We start from the raw sequence: 18921 nt of genomic DNA on the forward strand, positions 1-18921 counted from the left end.
TACACATTCAAACAATATGTGTTATTTTAAATTAATGCATTTTATTGGAGCAAACGTAATGAAAAATATACTTATTGTTGCAGCGCTAGCACTTCTTACAGCCTGTACACAAACCCCAGATTGGGATTACGATAAATCAGCCAACTTTAGTAATTTTAAAACATTTGCTTGGGTAGAAAACGCCAGCCTAACTAAAGACACAAATAACTATCAAATTAATGGCCTAATGGAAAAACGTGTTCGCACTGCCGTTAACGCTGAGCTGAGCCAAACACTAGGTATGAGATTAGTTGATGCAGCAAATGCTGATGTACTTGTTAACTATCATGCATCGGTAGACAAAGAACTTGAAGTAGATAACTTCAATATAAACTACCGCCCGCATTGGGGTTATTGGGGTACTGGTTTTCAACGCGATACAACTGCGCGTGAATACGAAGTGGGTACACTGATTATTGATATTGTAGACCGTGAATCTAACCAGCTAGTATGGCGCGGCGCAAAAGAAGGTCGATTAAAGAAAAACCAATCGCCAGAACAACGTGAAGCATCAATTAATAAAACAGTCAGCGAAATTTTAAGTAACTTCCCGCCGCAAAAACAGCTGTAAATTAAAATTAGCTATAAGTAAATTTTAAAAAAAGCTCACAGTACGTGAGCTTTTTTGTAGGTGTGTATTTTTGGGCTTACAGACTTAAGTAATTACGAGCTACGCTCGTCACGTCAGCAAGCTGCACGTCTACAAAAACACCGATTAATCTTTACCTGTAAACGCTGAGCTTTATTTTACCTGTAGGCGCTAAGCTTGCTTGCGCGAGAAGCGATAGCTTCTAATTACTTATATTTATAGCGCTATATTCCATCTTAAATTACGAGCTGCGCCCGTCACGTCAGCAAGCTGCACGTCTACAAAAAAACACCGTGTCAAACTTTACCTGTAGACGCTAAGCTTGCCTGCGCGAGAAGCGATAGCTTCTAATTACTTACTTTTTATAGCGCTGTATTCCATCTTAAATTACGAGCTGCGCTCGTCACGTCAGCAAGCTGCACGTCTACAAAAAAACACCGTGTCAAACTTTACCTGTAGGCGCTAAGCTTGCTTGCGCGAGAAGCGGTAGCTTCTAATTACTTTATAGCGCTATATTCCATCTTAAATTACGAGCTGCGCTCGTTACGTCAACAAGCTACACGTCTACAAAAAACACCGCGTTAAATTTACGATTTATACTTATGCAATAACTCAAGCGGTATATGGCAATAGTCATCAGGGTGATTAGTTAGTCGGTCTTGATGCTCAGGATCGCTTGGCACGTAGTTAGTTAACAGCTCTACCCCTACCACAATTTTATCGGCATCACTGCGCTTGTTTATATAATTGCTTGCTGCATCTAAATGGCTTTGGTTTTTGCTGTAAATAGCAGTGCGGTATTTAGGGCCTACGCCATCCCCTTGTTTATTAATGCTATACGGGTCAATAATTTCAAAAAAGTAGTCATACAGCTTATTTAGGCTAACGACTTTTAAATCAAAAATGACCTTTACGCATTCGGCATAACCATCGTATTCGCCGTCAGTGGTTTTGCTTGTACCATTAGCGCGCCCTGCTTCAGTACTTATTACGCCTGGTAAGTGCTTTAAAAACTCTTGTACGCCCCACAGGCAGCCACCAGCAAAGTAAATAGTATTATATTCTTTAGTATCCATTATAAATGTTACCTAATAAGTAATTATACCGATTGCATTAAAATAGTGTTCTATTATAGCGCCAAGAAAATAGCGCAATAACAAGGCGAAAATTATGACATATAGTTGTTCTATATAAATAATTTTTAACGCAGTGAGTGCGCTATTTAATACGATAGAATGACCATGTTTTTAATAAAGTCGGTATTACGTAAATGGTTATCAAATGCAGTTATTAGCAAATTAGTGTACAATCGCGCACAAAATGACTGCTGTTACATTTAGTTATTTTATCATGCTCAAATATAAGCTTTGAAATTAATTGTAACCGCAGCTACAAATAAAAATGATGAGAAACACATGAATCGCACACCACACATTATAATACCTGCAATATTATGCAGCGTTACTGCATTTGCTAATGCTAATACGCTATCTGATGAGTCGGCAATCGAGAAAATAACGGTTGAGGCCTCACCCACTGCAAATAAGTTGCCTGTAGGTACATTCGACTCGCCTATTTCTAATTTAGAATATGACCCTCGTGTTGACCTTCAATCGCGTAATATGGCTGAGGCGCAGGCTGATGTAACTATACGCGGCGGTATTTTCGAAAACACCGGTTTTAGAGTAGGAAGCGCTACCCTGCTTGACCCGCAATCTGGTCATTATTTTGCTGAAATCCCCATTGCACCGCAAATGCTAAGCGGCCCAGATGTTTTAACCGGTGCCGATAACGCACTTTACGGTATGAATAGCTCTGTAGGTACGGTTTCATTTGGTTGGAAACCAATTATTACAGGCGGCAGTATATCGCTTGGTACTGGCACAAATGACTTTAATCTTCAAAGCATTCATGCTGCTAAAAACACACAACTTGATAGTTTAACTAACTATACTCTGGGCTTTGAAGGTGAGTATTCTCACTCGCAAAGTGATGGAACCATTGATAATGGTGACCATGACTTTTCGCGCGCCTCAGCTCGCGTGCAATTAGCAAGCGAGGACAGCCAAACCGATTTATTTTATGGCTCGCAAGATAAGTTTTTTGGCTGGCCTAACTTGTACACCCCTTTTGGCGTTAACGAAACTGAAGATTTAGAAACCCGCCTTTGGATGCTTAATCACAAGCAAAGCTACGCTGATAACAGTAACTTTGAAGTATCGGCGTATTATCGTACCCATGACGATCACTATATTTACTCGCGCGAAAATCCTAGTGCATTTGAAGCTTTTCATAAAAGCGACGTTAAATCGCTTGGACTTTCGGGTCGCCATGCACAAAGCGATGCACTGGCAATAAATTACTCAGCACAATTTATTGATGACTCGATTGAATCAACAACACTTGAAAACAACTTTACCTCACGAAAGTATTATAAATTAAGCGTATTGCCTGAATACCAAATGGTGCTTGAGGATAATAAACAACTTACATTTCGTTTAGGTGCTGCGTTTGACGATACAAATAGAGACGACTCTGAACTGTCACTCATTGGTGATGTAACGCTAAATACACAAAACAGCGAAGGTTTTGAGCGCACGTTTTATTTATCTTATGCACAAGCAAGCCAAGTTGCAGGCTATACCGCCATTGGCGGCAGTGATTCTGGTGGATTATTTAGAAGTAATTACAACCTTAAGCGCGAAACCACTTCAAACTTGGAGCTAGGTTTATTACTTGAAGAACAAAGCTGGCAGTTAAACTCGGCTATTTTTTATCGCAAAGATAATAACTTAACCGATTGGACCTTTAACTTTGATTCAACTTCAGCGCGCTTTGCAAACCCAGTTGATATTGATACTGCAGGGGTTGAATTTTTAGCGACTAAGCACTTTGATACAGCAAAACTTATAGCAAGCTACACCTATTTACATAAATCAGAAAACTACGGCGTAGCCGATATTGATGCCAGTTTTTACGCGTTAAACTTTCCTGATCACCGTTTAACACTTGGCGCTGTTTACAACCCAACTGATATTTTAGAATTTAGAATAGATAACGAATGGCGTACACAACACAAAAATGCACTTAGAAACGGCAATGACAACGCGTTATTTACCCAGCTAACGCTTAAAATAACGCCGCCACAGTTGAGTAATTTATTTATCACCTTAGCAGCAGATAACTTATGGGATGAGTCGTTTGAAGAAATACCAGGTACACCTGGGCGCGGTGAGCAATATACGTTAAGCGCAACGTATAGTTGGTAACCATTAACGTAAGCAAGCTTCACGTCTACAAAACAACCACAAACCTACACCTTGGCGGTAGACGTAGAGCTTGCTCGCGTGAAAAGCGCAGCTTTTAATTATTTAGAGTCCAGCGACTTTTACCGTCTTTGTGAACCTTATTGACGGGCAATGCCCGTTACGTAAGCAAGCTTTACGTCTGCAAAAACAGACACAAACCTCCACTTTGGCAGTAGACGCAGAGCTTGCTCGCGTGAAAAGCGCAGCTTTTAATTATTTAGAGTCCAGCGACTTTTACCGTCTTTGTGAACCTTATTGACAGGCAATGCCCGTTACGTAAGCAAGCTTTACGTCTGCAAAAACAGACACAAACCTCCACTTTGGCAGTAGACGCAGAGCTTGCTCGCGTGAAAAGCGCAGCTTTAATTACTTAGATTCCAGCGACTTTTACCGTCTTTGTGAACCTTATTGACGGGCAATGCCCGTTACGTAAGCAAGCTTTACGTCTGCAAAAACAGACACAAACCTCCACTTTGGCAGTAGACGCAGAGCTTGCTCGCGTGAAAAGCGCAGCTTTTAATTACTTAGATTCCAGCGACTTTTACCGTCTTTGTGAACCTTATTGACGGGCAATGCCCGTTACGTAAGCAAGCTTTACGTCTGCAAAAACAGACACAAACCTCCACTTTGGCAGTAGACGCAGAGCTTGCTCGCGTGAAAAGCGCAGCTTTTAATTATTTAGAGTCCAGCGACTTTTACCGTCTTTGTGAACCTTATTGACAGGCAATGCCCGTAACGTAAGCAAGCTTTACGTCTGCAAAAACAGACACAAACCTACACTTTGGCGGTAGACGCAGAGCTTGCTCGCGTGAAAAGCGCAGCTTTAATTACTTAAAATAAATACTCACTAATAGATAAGTGTAAATAGATGTGTATTAAAAATGAGGATTAAGTGAGCTCTTCGAGCTCTGTAATAAGCGCTAGGGCTTGCGCGTTTGTTGACCCGCACACATCAAACGTGGCGCTAAAATCGCTACACACTTTAGGCCGACTTTCATCACCAAATAACTTACATAAATTACGTTCGTCCAGCTGAATACAGCGCTCTCCGGCTTTTTTACCATTTGGCATACCTGGAATAGGCGAACTAATACTTGGCGCAATACAACATGCGCCGCAGCCTAGTCTGCAACTAATAGATTCGGTTTTCATAATTTCCTCTGAATAAAAAACACTTACTTTAATTTCTTTTTAGGAACTTAATTAGTCGCATAGCGAGTTGTAACACACATATGTAATGCTTTGTTACATCTTAAAACAGCTTGTAAACACTTTATTGCGTATTATTGCTCTGTCACCACCAATTATGAAGGAATGCCTTGTGGCTACTACAAAACAAATAATACTCCCAATCGCTGTTTTAGCAGGCGGCATTGCGCTAGCTATAGCCTTTAAGATGATGAAACAGCCACCTGAAGAAAAGCCAGAGCAAGATTTACGTCCTTTAGTAGCAACACAAAGCGTACTTTTAGATTCTATAACGCTCGATGTTAAATCGTACGGCATTGTTAAACCCAAGTATCGTACCGAGCTAATAGCACAAGTTAGCGGGCAAGTTATTTCGGTATCGGATCAATTTGTTGAAGGCGCGTTTGTAAAGCAAGGCGATATTTTAGCACGAATTGATGCAAATGATTACGAGGCAGACTTTATTGAAGCGCAAGCAGGTTTAGCACAAGCAAGCTCAGCACTTGAAATAGAACGCGCACAAGCACATGTAGCGAAAGCTGAGTGGGAGCGTATTAAGTCAGACTCAAGCGACGCTATTGCCTCAGAACTTTATTTACGTAAACCACAACTGGCCGAAAAACTAGCGCGTTACCGCTCTGCTCAAGCAAGTGTTAAACGTGCTAGCCGCAATCTTGAACGTACTTATATTAAAGCCCCTTATGATGCCATTATTAATGAGCGCACAATTAGCTTGGGGTCAGTAGTAAACCCAGGTAATAGTTTTGGCGCACTAAGCGCAACCTCAGTTGCAGAGGTACGTTTACCGGTTGCCGATCAAGAACTGCAATATTTAAAAAATGGCGGCGTAGGCTCAAATGTTACATTTAACGCAGAATACGCAGGTAAACAAACAATGTGGCAAGCCAAAGTAATTCGCACCGAAGGTGTGGTTGATCAAACAAGCCGTATGAGCTATTTGGTTGCACAACTTGCAACACCTTATGGCGACAAAACACGCCCTCTTCGTTTTGGTTCGTACATTAATGCTACCATTGAAGGTCGCCCGCTTGATAACGCAATTATTGTTGCGCACCACTTAGTTAAAGATAATAAAATTGTCATTTTAAATGACGATTTAACATTGTCGTTTAAAACCCTCAATATTATACGCGAGCAAAACGGCATGATTATAGCCAGCCAAGGGTTAAACAATGGCGAGCAAATTGTTACCTCAGCGCTTGAATACCCAGCTGAAGGTATGGCAGTAAAAGTTGAAGATATCGCGCCTGATAAAACTGATGTAACTCAACTTGCGCTGAAAGAGGAATAATCATGAACACTCGTGAAACAGGGTTAATAGCATGGTTTGCCCGAAATCCCGTTGCAGCCAACCTACTAATGATATTTATATTAGTGGGCGGTGTTTTAATGGCGATGACTATTCGCAAACAAATGTTCCCACAGTTTGAAAGCAACTGGATAAGCGTACAAGCAGTTTACCCAGGTGCAGCCCCGCAAGAGGTTGAAGAAGGCATAACCATAAAAGTTGAGGAAAACCTCGAAGGCATTGAAGGCATTAAACGCCTAATTACTTACTCTAACCGTGGTTTTTCACAAGCCTGGATTGAAATAGAAGAACAATACAACCCACAAGAAGTACTTGATGAAATTAAAGTACAAGTTGATTCAATAAACACCTTTCCTGCAGGGATGGAACGCCCTGTTGTTCGCCGCGATAAGTTTGAGCAAGAAGTAATGATACTCGCGCTTTACGGCGACATGAGTAACTACCAGTTAAAAGAGCTTGGTAACGATATAAAAGACGAGCTACAAGCACTGCCTCACGTGAATCTTGTTAATTTTAACGGCGGCTTAGAATACGAAATTGGTATAGAAGTCAGCCCCGATAAACTGCGCGAATATGGCTTAACATTTAGAGATATTGCAGGGGCTGTACAAAACTTTTCGGCCAATATGTCGGCGGGGCAAATACGCTCTGAAAATGGTTATATTTCGATGCGTGTTGAAAAACAAGCCTACCGTGGCTTTGAGTTTGAAAAACTCCCCTTATTACCCTTGCTGATGGTGCACAAATTTATTTAGGCGATGTTGCAACTATTAATGATGGCTTTGAAGAAGGTCTACAATATTCAAAATATAATGGTAAAAATTCACTCTCGTTTGAAGTTAACGCATCAAAAGATCAAGATATTACCGATGTAGCAAAAGTCCTTAAAAGTTACATGGCAACTAAAGAGCCACTTTTACCAGCAGGTGTTAAGCTCTCTCCTATTGTTGATTTAACTTACTACCTTGAAGGTCGACTCGATATGATGGTCGATAACATGATTTGGGGTGGCTTGTTAGTAATGATAGTGCTGGCACTATTTTTACCGCTACGCTTAGCATTTTGGGTAATGATGGGCTTACCGGTGTCTTTTCTGGGCGCCTTTTTGTTTATGCCTATTGGCTTTTTAGATGTAACAATTAACCTAGCCTCTCTTTTCGCCTTTATACTTGTACTCGGGATTGTTGTTGATGACGCCATAGTTGTGGGCGAGTCAGCCAGTGCCGAAATAGAAAAATACGGTCACACACTTGATAACGTTGTACGCGGTGTAAAACGCGTTGCGATGCCAGCAACCTTTGGTGTACTAACGACTATTGCGGCATTTTTACCTCAAACACTCGCAACCGGCCCTGGCGCTGCTTTTTCTAAGGCAATTGGTGGCGTTATTATTTTATGTTTGATTTTTTCACTCATTGAATCAAAACTTATTTTGCCTGCACATATTGCAGCAATGAACCCACGTAAACCAAATCCTAAAAACCTATTACACCGCTTACGTATGGTGATTGATAGCAGCTTAAAAAGCTTTGTGAATAACTACTACCTTCCTTTTGTTGGCCGCTGTATTCATTATCGCTATACAGTGATTGTCGGCTTTATGTGTTTGCTTATTGTAAGCGCAGGTATGTTTGCAGGTGGTTTAGTTAAGTTTGTACCAAACCCTAAAATACCGCACGACTTTCCGCGTATTGATATAGAAATGAACCTTGCCTCATCTGAGCAAGCAACGCTTGAAACCGCACGTAAAATAGAAAGCGTGTTGTTACAGGTCGATCAGCAACTACAAGAGCAATACGGTAAACCGATGATCCGCGATTTATCAGTAAGTCTGCGCGGGCGAACGCAAGCAAATATTATGGCCATTTTGGTAGAGCCTGATTTACGCCCTATCGATACCTTTGCCCTAAGTGCATTATGGCGTGAGCAAATGCCCGCTCTACCCGGCATTAAAACCATGACCATTCAAGACAGTATAATGAATGGCGGTCGAGATGATGGCGACGTTAGCTTTAAACTTGAAGGCAAAAATGCTGACGAGCTAAAAGAAGTGGCTGGTAAATTAAAAGCCAAATTACAAACAATGGAAGGCGTTGGCGACGTAAACGATTCAATGCAAAGCGCTACCGACGAAGTGCAACTTGATTTAAAACCACTCGCTTACAGCATGGGTTTAACGCTTGCTGATGTAGCGTCGCAAGTTAGCTTTAGTTACTACGGCTTAGAAGCGCAGCGAATATTGCGTGAAGGCGAAGAAATTAAAGTCATGATCCGCTATCCAGAAGACGAACGTAACTCAATAAGTGACATAGCAAGTGTGCGTATTATTACACCTTCTGGCGCTGAAGTACCGCTAAGTGAAGTAGCCGAAGTTAAGCTGGTTGACGGTGTAAACCGTATTCGCCGAGAAAACTCTAAACGCACTGTAAACGTATGGGCTGCGGTAAATACCGACAAAGCCGAACCATTTGCGATAGCTGAGGAAATTCGTGATGAATACTTACCAACATTACTTAAGAGCTACCCTGGCGTTACAAGTGATGTAGCTGGGCGCATTCAAGAAGAGATGGATAGCGCTTCAGAGCAGCTTCGTGATTTTGGTATATCAATGATGATTATATTTGCCTTGTTAGCCATTCCGCTTCGCTCTTACTCGCAGCCACTTATTATAATGTCGGTTATTCCGTTTGGTGTAGTGGGCGCGATGTTTGGGCATATGATTTTAGGTATGACTATGAGCAGCTTATCTATGTTTGGCATTATTGCTGTAGCGGGTGTGGTCGTAAATGACTCCCTCGTTATGGTTGATTTTGTAAACAAAGCCCGCGCCGAAGGTGTTGCAATTAAAGATGCAGTAGTACAAGCCGGTGCTCGTCGCTTTAGAGCAATACTACTCACCTCAATCACTACCTTTATTGGTGTAATGCCAATTATTTTTGAAACGAGTTTACAAGCTAAAATTGTTATCCCAATGGCTGTATCACTTGCTTTTGGTGTGTTATTTGCCACAGTAATTACACTGATACTTATACCGTGCCAGTATGTTGCACTAGAAGATGCTAAACGATTAGTACGTAAAATGCGTGGCAAGCCGCCACTAGTAGATGCCCAACCAGTGCCTACAAATAGCTAAATTAAGTAACATCCCAACCAAAAAAGCTCGGCATATTATGCCGAGCTTTTTATTTTTAGCTTAAAGGTAATACTCGCCTATTTGCTAAGACTGTCTCTACTACCCATTGTTTAACAAGCAGGATTTATTAACAATCCTAATAATTGAGAGAAATATTGCTCGTTTTTTATCCCTAATACGTTATGGTATTTAAATAATAAATAGACATAATAAAGTTAAGGAACAGCCATGAATACATCTCCCTCTGATCACATTCCTCAAGAAGCCTTTGATTGGTATGACGAATACGCCCACGGTTTAATGGACCGACGTACTTTTATGAAGAAACTCGGTGGCCTTGCTGCTCTTGGCTTTTCGATGGCTGTACTTACATCAGCATTATTACCTAATTACGCATTGGCTGAACAAGTGTCGTTTAATGACGTCGATATAACAGCAACGTACGAAGAATTCGATTCGCCAGACGGGCACGGTAAAGGCAAAGGTTACTTAGCAACCCCTAAAAACATAGAAGGTAAGCTCCCTGTTGTACTCGTGATACACGAAAACCGTGGTTTGAACCCGTACGTAAAGGATGTAGCAAGACGCTTAGCGAAGGTAGGCTTTATTGCATTTGCACCCGATGCGCTTTTTCCTCTGGGTGGTTACCCTGGTAATGATGATGAAGGACGCGCTATGCAAAAAACCATGGATCGCGCTAAAATTCAAAACGATTTTGTTGCCGCAGCGCACTTTTTAAAATCACATGCTAACAGTAACGGTAAGTTAGGCGCTGTCGGTTTTTGTTTTGGTGGCTACATTGTTAATTATTTAGCGGCAGTAGATAGTAATTTAATCAGCGCTGGCGTGCCTTTTTACGGCACTCCCGCCAGTGAAAGTTTACGTAAAAATATTAAAGCACCGTTAATGATTCAATTAGGCGAGCTGGATAAACGTGTAAACGCGTCGTGGCCACAGTACGAACAAGATTTAAAAGCTAATAATGTTGAATACACTATGCATATGTATAAAGGGGCAAATCATGGTTTTCATAACGACTCTACAGGTCGATATGATAAAGACAATGCCGAGCTTGCATGGCAACGTACCGTTGAGTTTTTTAATAAAAAGCTAAGTTAACGAATACGATAAATGCCACCAGCTCTAAGCCGGTGGCATTATTAAGTAGACTAATTAGCTCAGTACGCTTTTATCAATAATTCCTTTATTGACCAACTGCTGCAAAATAGCTTGGGATTTTGCTCTGCATGCATCACGTAGTAAACGCACCGCTGGGGTTATTGACTGCCTACTTGGGCAAATAAGCCAAAGTTCACCATTAACATGTTGATAATCTTGCATTACAGTAACCACCCTGTCATTGAGTAAATCATCGGCTATATCAAGGGCTGATTTTACAGCCAAGCCTTTACCCGCAACGCACCAGCGCCTTACTAAATCGCCATCGTTTGAGGCGCGCCTGCCATTCATTTTAACTTTATATTTTGACTCACCATCGGTGAATTCCCACGTATTATTTATAATATCCTGCAATTGATAAAACAAACCTTGATGCGACGCTAAATCATCGGGATGCATGGGAGCCCCGTTTTGTAAGAGATATTCGTCAGTTGCACATAACAAGCGCGGTACGTTACAAATTTTGAATCCATAAACGCTAGCATCATTAGGCGAGCCATAACGAAGCGCTATATCAACTGAGTCACGGTAAAAGTCGATATTACTATCACTTATATGCGTTCTTAAACTTAGCTTTGGATAAGTGTCCATGAGTTCATCAATCCATGGGATCACTAAGTTACGGCCTAAATCAGATGAAAGGGCAACGCGTAACTCCCCTTCTATTTCGTCGTGCTCACCTTTTAGATTTTGCTTTGCAAGCTCAAGTACAGCTAAAGCCTGCTCACATTGTGGTATGTAGCGCTCCCCAGCAGCCGACAACCTTAAATGACGTGTTGTACGAACAAACAGCTCGCTACCAAGGGCTGCCTCAACACGTTTAATAGCAGCGCTTGCTGTGGCTGTACGCATATCTAACTTAGCAGCTGCGAGCGTAATACTTCTAAACTCAGCTACTTTTAAAATAAGTTTTAAATCTTCTATGTTCATATTATCTATTTATATTTGATAATGATTCAACAATTATGCGGTTTATCTATATTAAAGCAAGGTCTACTATATATCCATCAGCTAGCCAAAGCATGGCTTGCACCTTATATGTAAACAAATTAGGACACTTATTATGAAAGCCATTGGTTATAAAAAATCTCTTCCTGTTTCTAATCCTGAATCGTTAATTGATGTTGAATTACCACAGCCAGTTGCAACAGGTCGCGATTTATTAATTAAAGTTAAAGCTATTGCAGTTAACCCAGCAGATTACAAAGTGCGTGCATCTATGCCCCCTGCTGATGGTGAAGTAAAAGTTATTGGTTGGGATGCCGTTGGTGAAGTTGTTGCCACCGGCGATGCTGTAACGGCATTTAAACCTGGCGATGCTGTTTACTACGCAGGTGATATTACCCGCCCAGGTAGTAATGCAGAATTTCAATTAGTGGATGAGCGCATTGTAGGGTTCAAACCACAAAGCTTAAACGATGCTGAAGCTGCTGCATTACCCCTTACTGCAATAACAGCGTACGAATTATTATTTGAGCATTTAAACATTGTAAAACAAGCAGCTGATTCAACAACAAAATCAGACGAAGTTATTTTAGTAACAGGTGCCGCAGGCGGCGTTGGTTCTATTTTTATCCAGCTTGCTAAAGCGATTACTGGCGCAACTGTGATTGCCACTGCATCGCGTGAAAGCTCACAAGCATGGGTTAAAAAACTAGGCGCAGATTATGTTGTTGATCATACAAAACCATTACCCGCTCAAATTGATGCATTAAACATTGGCTCGGTAACACATGTAGCAAGTCTGCACAGTACTGATACTTATTTTGAAGCGTATACAGAGGTACTTGCACCCTTTGGTAAAATTGCAATGATTGACGATCCTGAGTCATTAGATGTTAGTAAATTAAAAATGAAGAGCTTATCGCTACATTGGGAATTTATGTTTGCCCGCTCAATGTTTAATGCCAAAGATTTAATTGAGCAAAGCAAGTTATTAAATCATGTTGCTGAGTTAATTGATCAGGGCCATATTCAAACAACGATTGGTAAAAATTTAGGCGTTATAAATGCGGCTAACCTGCGTATTGCACACGCAGAACTTGAAGAAGGTCGCTCTATTGGAAAAATAGTGTTGGAAGATTTTTAATTCCATAAATACTAAATACGCGCTGCCTGAATTAATTGAAGGCACCAATGTAATTGGTGTCTTCAGCCAATATTTCGGGGTGGCTATGGCTGTATTTATATTTATTAAAGAAACTATTACCTAATAATATTTGATAATGATTCAACCATATACCTGTTTATCATATTGTAATAACCCACTACTATCCGTACCTAGCTATATTGATAGGCCTTACTTTACGTAGATATCAATTGAATTAAATAAGTAGAGTGATTTAAAAACACGATATTATTTTTGTAATAAATTTTTAAAAGGGTTTGTTTTTACTAAAACTGACTCAACATAGTAAATACTGGTAAAACACCTATTCAATGGAGAAACTAATGACTCACCCTATTATTAATGACTTAGAAAAGCGTTACACAGCAAAACGTTACGATGCAACGAAACGTGTATCTCAAGACGATTTAGCCGTTATTTACGAAGCTATGCGCCTATCTCCATCATCTATTAACTCGCAGCCTTGGAAATTCATCGTAATTGAATCAGATGAGGCTAAAGAGCGTATGCATAGTACATTTACTAATAAATTTGCGTTTAACCAGCCACATATTAAAACAGCTTCGCATATAATATTATTCGCTCACAATCCTAAATATACCCGCGATGACTACGCACAAGTTATTGATGCAGATATTAAAAATGGCCGTACTAAAGCAGAAAATCGCGAACAAGCTTTTGGTGCTTATGCGTTTGTTGATATGAATACTGATGAGCAAGGCGTTAATGAAGAGTGGACTAAAGCACAAACTTACATTGCACTGGGTAACACTATGCATGCCGCTGCACGTTTAGGCATTGATTCAACTCCAATGGAAGGCGTAGATGCCGAGCTGATTGGCGAAGTCTTTGAAAAAGAACTTGATGGTTACGTATGCGACGTCGCATTAGTACTTGGCTATCACGATAGCGCTGAAGATTATAATGCTAAGCTACCTAAATCTCGCTTGGCTAAAGAGCAAGTTATTCAGGTTTTATAAGTAATACTATATTAATAACAGTTTTCAATTAAACCACTTATTATAATAAGTGGTTTTTTATAATCCGTAAGGTATATGGAGTAAGCGAGAAAACTGTACTACTCTTTCATAGATTAATATTGGACAAATTGTTGATAAAACTTTTCATCTAAACCAATATCAGGACACACTAAACCTTTATCTTTCAGTTTAGATAGAGAAAATTTATTACTAACGACTATAACAGCCTGATATTCCAGTGAACATCTATCACTCTCTTTTACTGACCATCTTTTTAATTTCTCTAATTTAGCCGGGGCTCCAGAAATAATATAAATTTTACTTTCATTAAATTGAAAAAAATTTTTCTTGCCATTTTCAGTTTTGACTAATGAGCATGGAGGTGACAACTGTAGTTTTTCACTATTATTGTCCATTGAAACTTCGCAAATTTCAGCATCTAAAAGTATGCCAGCGTTTATATTTGAACAAGAAAATAAAAGTAACATAGAGCTAAATGTTAATTTATTTCTCATACTAAAATTTCCCAAAACCAGATCTCATCACCTAAATTCAGCCAATCTGTGTTACCACCCTTTAGGTACTCCCCATCCCACAAGTCAATGTGATCAGTATTACCCCAGCCATTCATTATAAATATAATTCCTTTTTTATCTTTCAACTTGGATAAAGCGCCCCCTTTAATTACTTTTTTAGTACCAAATGCAGTGCTACGAGGAGAGTCAATCCAATTTGCAAGCTCCTGAGCTGCCAAGATATGTCTAGGACTATGCTTTAAACCAGGGTAGCACCGGCGTTGAGGATACATACTATCAAAAGACGAAGTATCTATTCCTGACTTTTCTAGCGCAACCCCCATGCGAATAGCGCATTGATTTCCAAACAGAGATTTATCACAAGGTGCGTCAGGATATGGATGATTAGACCAAAGTTTATTAAATTTAACGATCATATTATTAATTCCTTTTATATAAGTTAACGTCAATATAGCATGGCATTAACTCGCTTACAAAAGCAAAATAAGCCGTACTATCTTTCACTTATACTATAACGTTAGCACTGACAGTTAACATGTAATGTCACACACTTTAATTAGCCTCTCAAATAAAGTCTGGAAGTTTTCTTAAAAAATAACAATTATTCGAGGTGGACTAAAGCACAAACTTACATAGCGCTTGGTAATACAATGCATACAGCAGAACGCTTAGGGATTGATTCAACTCCAATGGAAGGCGTAGATGCCGAGCTGATTGGCGAAGTTTTTGAAAAAGAGATAGATGGTTACATTTGTGATGTAGCTTTAGTGCTTGGCTACCATGATGACGCAGAAGATTATAATGCCAAATTACCTAAATCACGTTTAGCTAAAGAGCAAGTTATTCAAGTTTTATAATTTTTCAAACCAAGCAGCTGGTTTATATCAGCTGCTATTTTTTCGCTTATACATTTATAAATACAACTCATATTCAGTAAAGGATCCAAGCATATTACTCTGTACTAATGTGCTGCAGTAACTGTTAAGGCCACCTTAATATGGTAAGCAAAAGTATTGAACAAAAAGTACAGCTATAAAAAAATTGCATTACAGTGAAGGAAAACACATCGTCGGTTACAGTCACTATACCGTATTTAGATAGTGTCCAGCCATAACGAAAAGAATGCAATAAAGGTAACCCCACCATAAGTAAAAGTACCACGCTGTAAAATTGATTAATCGTGCTTAAAATCGACAGTTCAGCGAACAACAATAAGGGTAAACTGATACACAAACCAAATAAAAACACACCCGCTATTCTTTTATTAGAGCAGCTGGTCATTCGTAATATTTTTTTAGCCTCAGCCTCTTTTTCTATCGCATCATTATAGTGTTTTAATTCGTTTTCTCTTTTTAAAAATTCAGCCATTAATGCATTGAAATTCTCAGTGTATTTATCTTTATCTATATTAGCTTTTACATCGAACAATTCTTCAAGTGTATAGTTAGAATAATCTATTTTAATGGGGTAATTCCTTATAGAGTACTGTATGTAGCGGCTACAGAAAGTGCAATTCCTTCGCTAAGCTTCTTAAATAACGTAAATAAAAACAAGTGATTATTATATTTTAAGAGCAAGTTAGGCCCATAAAAACACGCAACAGGTGCGTGCTTTTAATATATCTAAGGCTGATAAAATAGTAATTTAACCTACTTTAAGCTGCGCAGCTTGAATGTATTGCACGAGATCTTCAATAGAAACCACGGTCATATTATGCTTATTAGCATAATCACTCACTTCAGGTAAGCGCGCCATTGAACCATCGGGATTAGTAAGTTCGCAAATTACGCCAAATGGTTTTAAGCCGGCAAGTTGCATTAAATCAACTGATGCTTCGGTATGACCGCGACGCACTAATACGCCACCCGTTTGTGCTTTTAAACCAAACACATGCCCTGGGCGCGATAAATCACTTGGTTTTGCATTATCGGCTGTCGCTGCTTTTATAGTAGTTACTCTATCAGCAGCAGACACACCTGTTGTAACGCCATGTTTAGCTTCAATAGTGACTGTATAAGCGGTGTTATTTTGACTCGTATTGTTAGCTACCATTTGCGGTAAATCGAGCTGTTTAATGCGCTCCTCCCCCATGCATAAGCAAACAATGCCGCTGCCTTCGCGGATCATCTCGGCCATTTGAGAAGTCGTTAAATGCTCAGCTGAAAAAACAAAGTCGCCTTCATTTTCACGGTTTTCATCATCAACAACAAGTACGCCTTGGCCTTGCTGTAGTGCAGTGATTGCGCTTTGTACGCGGGTATGGCTTTCGCCGAATTGAGTAAGTAGAGACTGAATCATCATTATATTCCAATTAAAAATAATAGATTCAGGACTGTGAAAGGATCAGTAATACATCACTTAAATTTAAAGCGAACACTACCAAAATAGCTTAAATAGAATAACAAAAAGCACGCAGCAAAATGCAGCGCACAGTGTTATACCAACTGCATTAAATTAGTGATTAATTATAGCGCAAAAAAACAGCTCACTTAACGCGATACAATGATCGTGTCTTTAATAAAATTGGTATTAGTACAATAAGCCATATTCTCTTTCATCCGGACTGTAACCGTCGGCTCTGGCATCTCACCAGATCTGCTTGACCTTTACTTAACCTAAAATAAGTTAAATAAAGCGCTCGCGGGCTCGTTTAAGTCATAAAAAACATTAAACATACCGCCGGTGGGGAATTTCACCCCGCCCTGAGAATTTACAGTAAGCATTAGCACTTAGTGTAGGCATATTATACGCTTGTATTTATTTGTTTTTCAAAACTAAATACAATAAAAACTACGAAAGTTGAATATTTAACGATGCGCGATCTACTATACCTTCGTTTATATCAGCAACTAGCGTACAGGTAGCACCATTGACCAAATTTAAGTTAGGTTGAACGTGCCCTATATCGGCATCAAAAATTACAGGAAATAAACACCCACCTAGCGCTACATCTAACGCATGGCGATAATCAAAGGCATCGTAATGACCTTGTGTTATTTCACTTCGCCCTAAAACCAAGCCATTGATATCATCAAATATTCCGGCTAATTTTAATGACAGTAAAAATCGTGCAACGGTTGTTGGTGTAAGTTCTGAGTTTTCGAGGTATAAAATAAGCCCTTCGGGCGCACTGTGCGTCTTAAACTCATGCAGCGCTAAAAATGGCGAGTCAAGCAATAAACCTACGGTATCTAAACACCCACCAAATAACCGACCAGACATTTCTATGGTACGTTTATCTGTGTAGTTTAAACATTGCCAGTTTGTAGGCTCACTCGGGCTGAGTAATTCGTTCGGGTTTTGCGCGTAATTAGGCTTATTTTTTTGGTATAAAGAAGAAGGACCTTGCTCAAATTTACTACCGGCTTCGTAGGTCAGAGTTTCAAATATTTGTAAGCTATACGGATTTTTTTCATCTGGGTGTAACTGCATAAGATTGGCGCTGTGAAGGGTTGCCCATTGGCACTTAGCAGTGAGTGCACATGCAATAGTACTCACATCAGAAAAACCAACTAACCACTTAGGCTTTGCTTCTTTAATGGCGTTAAAATCAAGTAGTGGCAGTATTTCCATTGCCAGCTCACCACCCATTGGCGGCATAATCGCATCTATTTCATCATCTAATAAAAAACCCATTAGCTGCTTAGCATGCGCTTTAGCATTAAGCTGTTCGCGTGGTTTGTTTTGACGTAAAAACTCGCCTTCAACAACATCATACCCTCGTTGTTTTAGTCCATTTATAACAATATCTAAGCGTCCGTGATACTTTTCTTTTAGCCCAGATGAAAGCGAGCAAATAGCAATTTTAGAGCCTACTTTCAAAGGCGCTGGGTAAAGTATATTAGCCATTGAGTGTTCCTTTTAATGAAGTGATTATGTACCTATATCATCATGCTCACTCTTTATGCAATATGAACACCCTTATCAGTATAGTGATTTATTTAAGGCATAAAAAAACCGATGTAAATACATCGGTTTTTATTTAAAACGTTAAAGTGAGTTATGCGTTAAAGATACTCAACTTCAATGATTTCGTACTCAACGATACCTTTTGGCGTTTGGATAGACACTGCATCGTCTACTTGTTTACCAATTAAGCCACGTGCAATCGGTGAATTAACAGAAATTAAGTTGTTTTTAATATCTGCTTCATCATCGCCTACAATACGGTATTTTACTTCAGTATCCGTATCTACATTTACTATAGTTACGGTAGTACCAAAAATAACTTTGCCCGTATTTGGCATTTTAGTTACGTCGATTATCTGAACATTTGAAAGTTTAGCTTCAATTTCTTGAATACGACCTTCACAAAAACCCTGTTGCTCACGTGCAGCGTGGTACTCAGCGTTTTCTTTTAAGTCACCGTGTTCACGCGCAACAGCAATGTCGGCGATAATTTTTGGACGGGTAACTGTTTTTAATTCGTTAAGCTCTTTGCGCAGTAAATCTGCGCCACGAACTGTCATCGGAATTGATTGCATACTTTTCTCACTTAACACCAAGGCCCT

The 18921-nt window shown here is 39.7% G+C and carries 15 protein-coding genes, 2 pseudogenes and 1 riboswitch; of the genes and pseudogenes, 8 read left to right on the forward strand and 9 right to left on the reverse strand.

Annotated elements, in window-relative coordinates; translation table 11 throughout:
- The first annotated feature begins 58 nt into the window (after positions 1-58).
- Positions 59-610: a DUF4136 domain-containing protein gene (locus P4S71_RS19790; protein WP_337151363.1), complete on the forward strand. Its 552-nt coding sequence runs from the start codon at positions 59-61 to the stop codon at positions 608-610.
- A 605-nt stretch (positions 611-1215) separates the two neighbouring features.
- Here the strand turns inward: P4S71_RS19790 and P4S71_RS19795 are convergent.
- Positions 1216-1704, reverse strand: a complete 489-nt coding sequence (locus P4S71_RS19795) for a peptide-methionine (S)-S-oxide reductase (protein ID WP_337151364.1) — start codon at positions 1702-1704, stop codon at positions 1216-1218.
- Between the two features lie 339 nt (positions 1705-2043).
- On the opposite strand from P4S71_RS19795, the gene P4S71_RS19800 reads away from it, so the two are divergent.
- Positions 2044-3897, forward strand: a complete 1854-nt coding sequence (locus P4S71_RS19800) for a TonB-dependent receptor plug domain-containing protein (protein WP_337151365.1) — start codon at positions 2044-2046, stop codon at positions 3895-3897.
- A gap of 927 nt (positions 3898-4824) precedes the next feature.
- Here the strand turns inward: P4S71_RS19800 and P4S71_RS19805 are convergent.
- Positions 4825-5088, reverse strand: a complete 264-nt coding sequence (locus tag P4S71_RS19805) for a YkgJ family cysteine cluster protein (RefSeq protein ID WP_306724560.1) — start codon at positions 5086-5088, stop codon at positions 4825-4827.
- A 169-nt stretch (positions 5089-5257) separates the two neighbouring features.
- Between P4S71_RS19805 and P4S71_RS19810 the strand changes: the two genes are divergently transcribed.
- The 3 genes and pseudogenes from P4S71_RS19810 (at position 5258) to P4S71_RS19820 (ending at position 10706) form a co-directional block, all read left to right on the forward strand.
- Complete coding sequence (locus tag P4S71_RS19810) at positions 5258-6436, forward strand: efflux RND transporter periplasmic adaptor subunit (RefSeq protein WP_337151366.1); 1179 nt, start codon at positions 5258-5260, stop codon at positions 6434-6436.
- Positions 6437-6438: 2 nt separating this feature from the next.
- Positions 6439-9587: pseudogene (locus tag P4S71_RS19815) on the forward strand (efflux RND transporter permease subunit).
- Between the two features lie 228 nt (positions 9588-9815).
- Entirely contained in the window at positions 9816-10706 is an 891-nt protein-coding gene (locus P4S71_RS19820; RefSeq protein WP_182673502.1) for a dienelactone hydrolase family protein, read from the forward strand.
- 54 nt (positions 10707-10760) lie between these two features.
- On the opposite strand, the gene P4S71_RS19825 is transcribed toward P4S71_RS19820, so the two are convergent.
- Positions 10761-11696: a LysR family transcriptional regulator gene (locus tag P4S71_RS19825; protein WP_138489302.1), complete on the reverse strand. Its 936-nt coding sequence runs from the start codon at positions 11694-11696 to the stop codon at positions 10761-10763.
- A gap of 133 nt (positions 11697-11829) precedes the next feature.
- Here P4S71_RS19825 and P4S71_RS19830 point away from each other — a divergent pair, with 133 nt between their 5' ends.
- Both P4S71_RS19830 and P4S71_RS19835 read left to right on the forward strand, forming a co-directional pair.
- Complete coding sequence (locus P4S71_RS19830; RefSeq protein WP_182780816.1) at positions 11830-12855, forward strand: zinc-binding alcohol dehydrogenase family protein; 1026 nt, start codon at positions 11830-11832, stop codon at positions 12853-12855.
- A 362-nt stretch (positions 12856-13217) separates the two neighbouring features.
- Positions 13218-13874, forward strand: a complete 657-nt coding sequence (locus P4S71_RS19835) for a nitroreductase family protein (protein WP_337151367.1) — start codon at positions 13218-13220, stop codon at positions 13872-13874.
- 113 nt (positions 13875-13987) lie between these two features.
- On the opposite strand, the gene P4S71_RS19840 is transcribed toward P4S71_RS19835, so the two are convergent.
- Together P4S71_RS19840 and P4S71_RS19845 are read right to left on the reverse strand one after the other, a co-directional pair.
- The gene (locus P4S71_RS19840) at positions 13988-14389 is read right to left on the reverse strand and encodes a hypothetical protein (RefSeq protein ID WP_096792864.1); all 402 of its coding nucleotides are present in this window, start codon (positions 14387-14389) and stop codon (positions 13988-13990) included.
- Positions 14386-14826, reverse strand: a complete 441-nt coding sequence (locus P4S71_RS19845) for a T6SS effector amidase Tae4 family protein (protein ID WP_232525520.1) — start codon at positions 14824-14826, stop codon at positions 14386-14388. Before P4S71_RS19845 ends, P4S71_RS19840 begins: the two co-directional genes overlap by 4 nt.
- Positions 14827-15015: 189 nt before the next feature.
- On the opposite strand from P4S71_RS19845, the pseudogene P4S71_RS19850 reads away from it, so the two are divergent.
- A pseudogene (locus P4S71_RS19850) lies at positions 15016-15267 on the forward strand (NAD(P)H-dependent oxidoreductase); the annotation flags it as partial.
- Positions 15268-15391: 124 nt separating this feature from the next.
- Here P4S71_RS19850 and P4S71_RS19855 read toward each other — a convergent pair.
- The 4 genes from P4S71_RS19855 to greA all read right to left on the reverse strand — a co-directional run bounded on the left by P4S71_RS19855 (position 15392) and on the right by greA (position 18894).
- On the reverse strand, positions 15392-15838 hold the full coding sequence (locus P4S71_RS19855) for a hypothetical protein (RefSeq protein WP_337151368.1): 447 nt from the start codon (positions 15836-15838) through the stop codon (positions 15392-15394).
- A 216-nt stretch (positions 15839-16054) separates the two neighbouring features.
- Positions 16055-16708, reverse strand: coding sequence for a 3,4-dihydroxy-2-butanone-4-phosphate synthase (ribB, locus tag P4S71_RS19860; RefSeq protein WP_096792862.1), 654 nt, complete (start codon positions 16706-16708; stop codon positions 16055-16057).
- 244 nt (positions 16709-16952) lie between these two features.
- Positions 16953-17124, reverse strand: a riboswitch (FMN riboswitch).
- Positions 17125-17200: 76 nt separating this feature from the next.
- Positions 17201-18259: a S66 family peptidase gene (locus tag P4S71_RS19865; RefSeq protein WP_337151369.1), complete on the reverse strand. Its 1059-nt coding sequence runs from the start codon at positions 18257-18259 to the stop codon at positions 17201-17203.
- A gap of 158 nt (positions 18260-18417) precedes the next feature.
- Positions 18418-18894 carry a transcription elongation factor GreA gene (greA, locus tag P4S71_RS19870; protein WP_337151370.1) on the reverse strand — a complete coding sequence of 159 codons (477 nt, stop codon included), beginning with the start codon at positions 18892-18894 and terminating at the stop codon, positions 18418-18420.
- Between the last annotated feature and the right edge of the window lie 27 nt (positions 18895-18921).

Source organism: Pseudoalteromonas sp. B62 (genome assembly GCF_037162565.1).
Taxonomy (GTDB): domain Bacteria; phylum Pseudomonadota; class Gammaproteobacteria; order Enterobacterales; family Alteromonadaceae; genus Pseudoalteromonas; species Pseudoalteromonas fuliginea.

What these genes read in the sequence shown, in the direction of transcription:
- P4S71_RS19840 (WP_096792864.1), bottom strand. Translation starts at nt 14,389, where the DNA reads ATGAGAAATAAATTAACATTTAGCTCTATGTTACTTTTATTTTCTTGT.
- greA (WP_337151370.1), bottom strand. Translation starts at nt 18,894, where the DNA reads ATGCAATCAATTCCGATGACAGTTCGTGGCGCAGATTTACTGCGCAAA.
- P4S71_RS19790 (WP_337151363.1), top strand. Translation starts at nt 59, where the DNA reads ATGAAAAATATACTTATTGTTGCAGCGCTAGCACTTCTTACAGCCTGT.
- P4S71_RS19825 (WP_138489302.1), bottom strand. Translation starts at nt 11,696, where the DNA reads ATGAACATAGAAGATTTAAAACTTATTTTAAAAGTAGCTGAGTTTAGA.
- ribB (WP_096792862.1), bottom strand. Translation starts at nt 16,708, where the DNA reads ATGATTCAGTCTCTACTTACTCAATTCGGCGAAAGCCATACCCGCGTA.
- P4S71_RS19805 (WP_306724560.1), bottom strand. Translation starts at nt 5,088, where the DNA reads ATGAAAACCGAATCTATTAGTTGCAGACTAGGCTGCGGCGCATGTTGT.
- P4S71_RS19800 (WP_337151365.1), top strand. Translation starts at nt 2,044, where the DNA reads ATGAATCGCACACCACACATTATAATACCTGCAATATTATGCAGCGTT.
- P4S71_RS19845 (WP_232525520.1), bottom strand. Translation starts at nt 14,826, where the DNA reads ATGATCGTTAAATTTAATAAACTTTGGTCTAATCATCCATATCCTGAC.
- P4S71_RS19830 (WP_182780816.1), top strand. Translation starts at nt 11,830, where the DNA reads ATGAAAGCCATTGGTTATAAAAAATCTCTTCCTGTTTCTAATCCTGAA.
- P4S71_RS19820 (WP_182673502.1), top strand. Translation starts at nt 9,816, where the DNA reads ATGAATACATCTCCCTCTGATCACATTCCTCAAGAAGCCTTTGATTGG.
- P4S71_RS19835 (WP_337151367.1), top strand. Translation starts at nt 13,218, where the DNA reads ATGACTCACCCTATTATTAATGACTTAGAAAAGCGTTACACAGCAAAA.
- P4S71_RS19795 (WP_337151364.1), bottom strand. Translation starts at nt 1,704, where the DNA reads ATGGATACTAAAGAATATAATACTATTTACTTTGCTGGTGGCTGCCTG.
- P4S71_RS19865 (WP_337151369.1), bottom strand. Translation starts at nt 18,259, where the DNA reads ATGGCTAATATACTTTACCCAGCGCCTTTGAAAGTAGGCTCTAAAATT.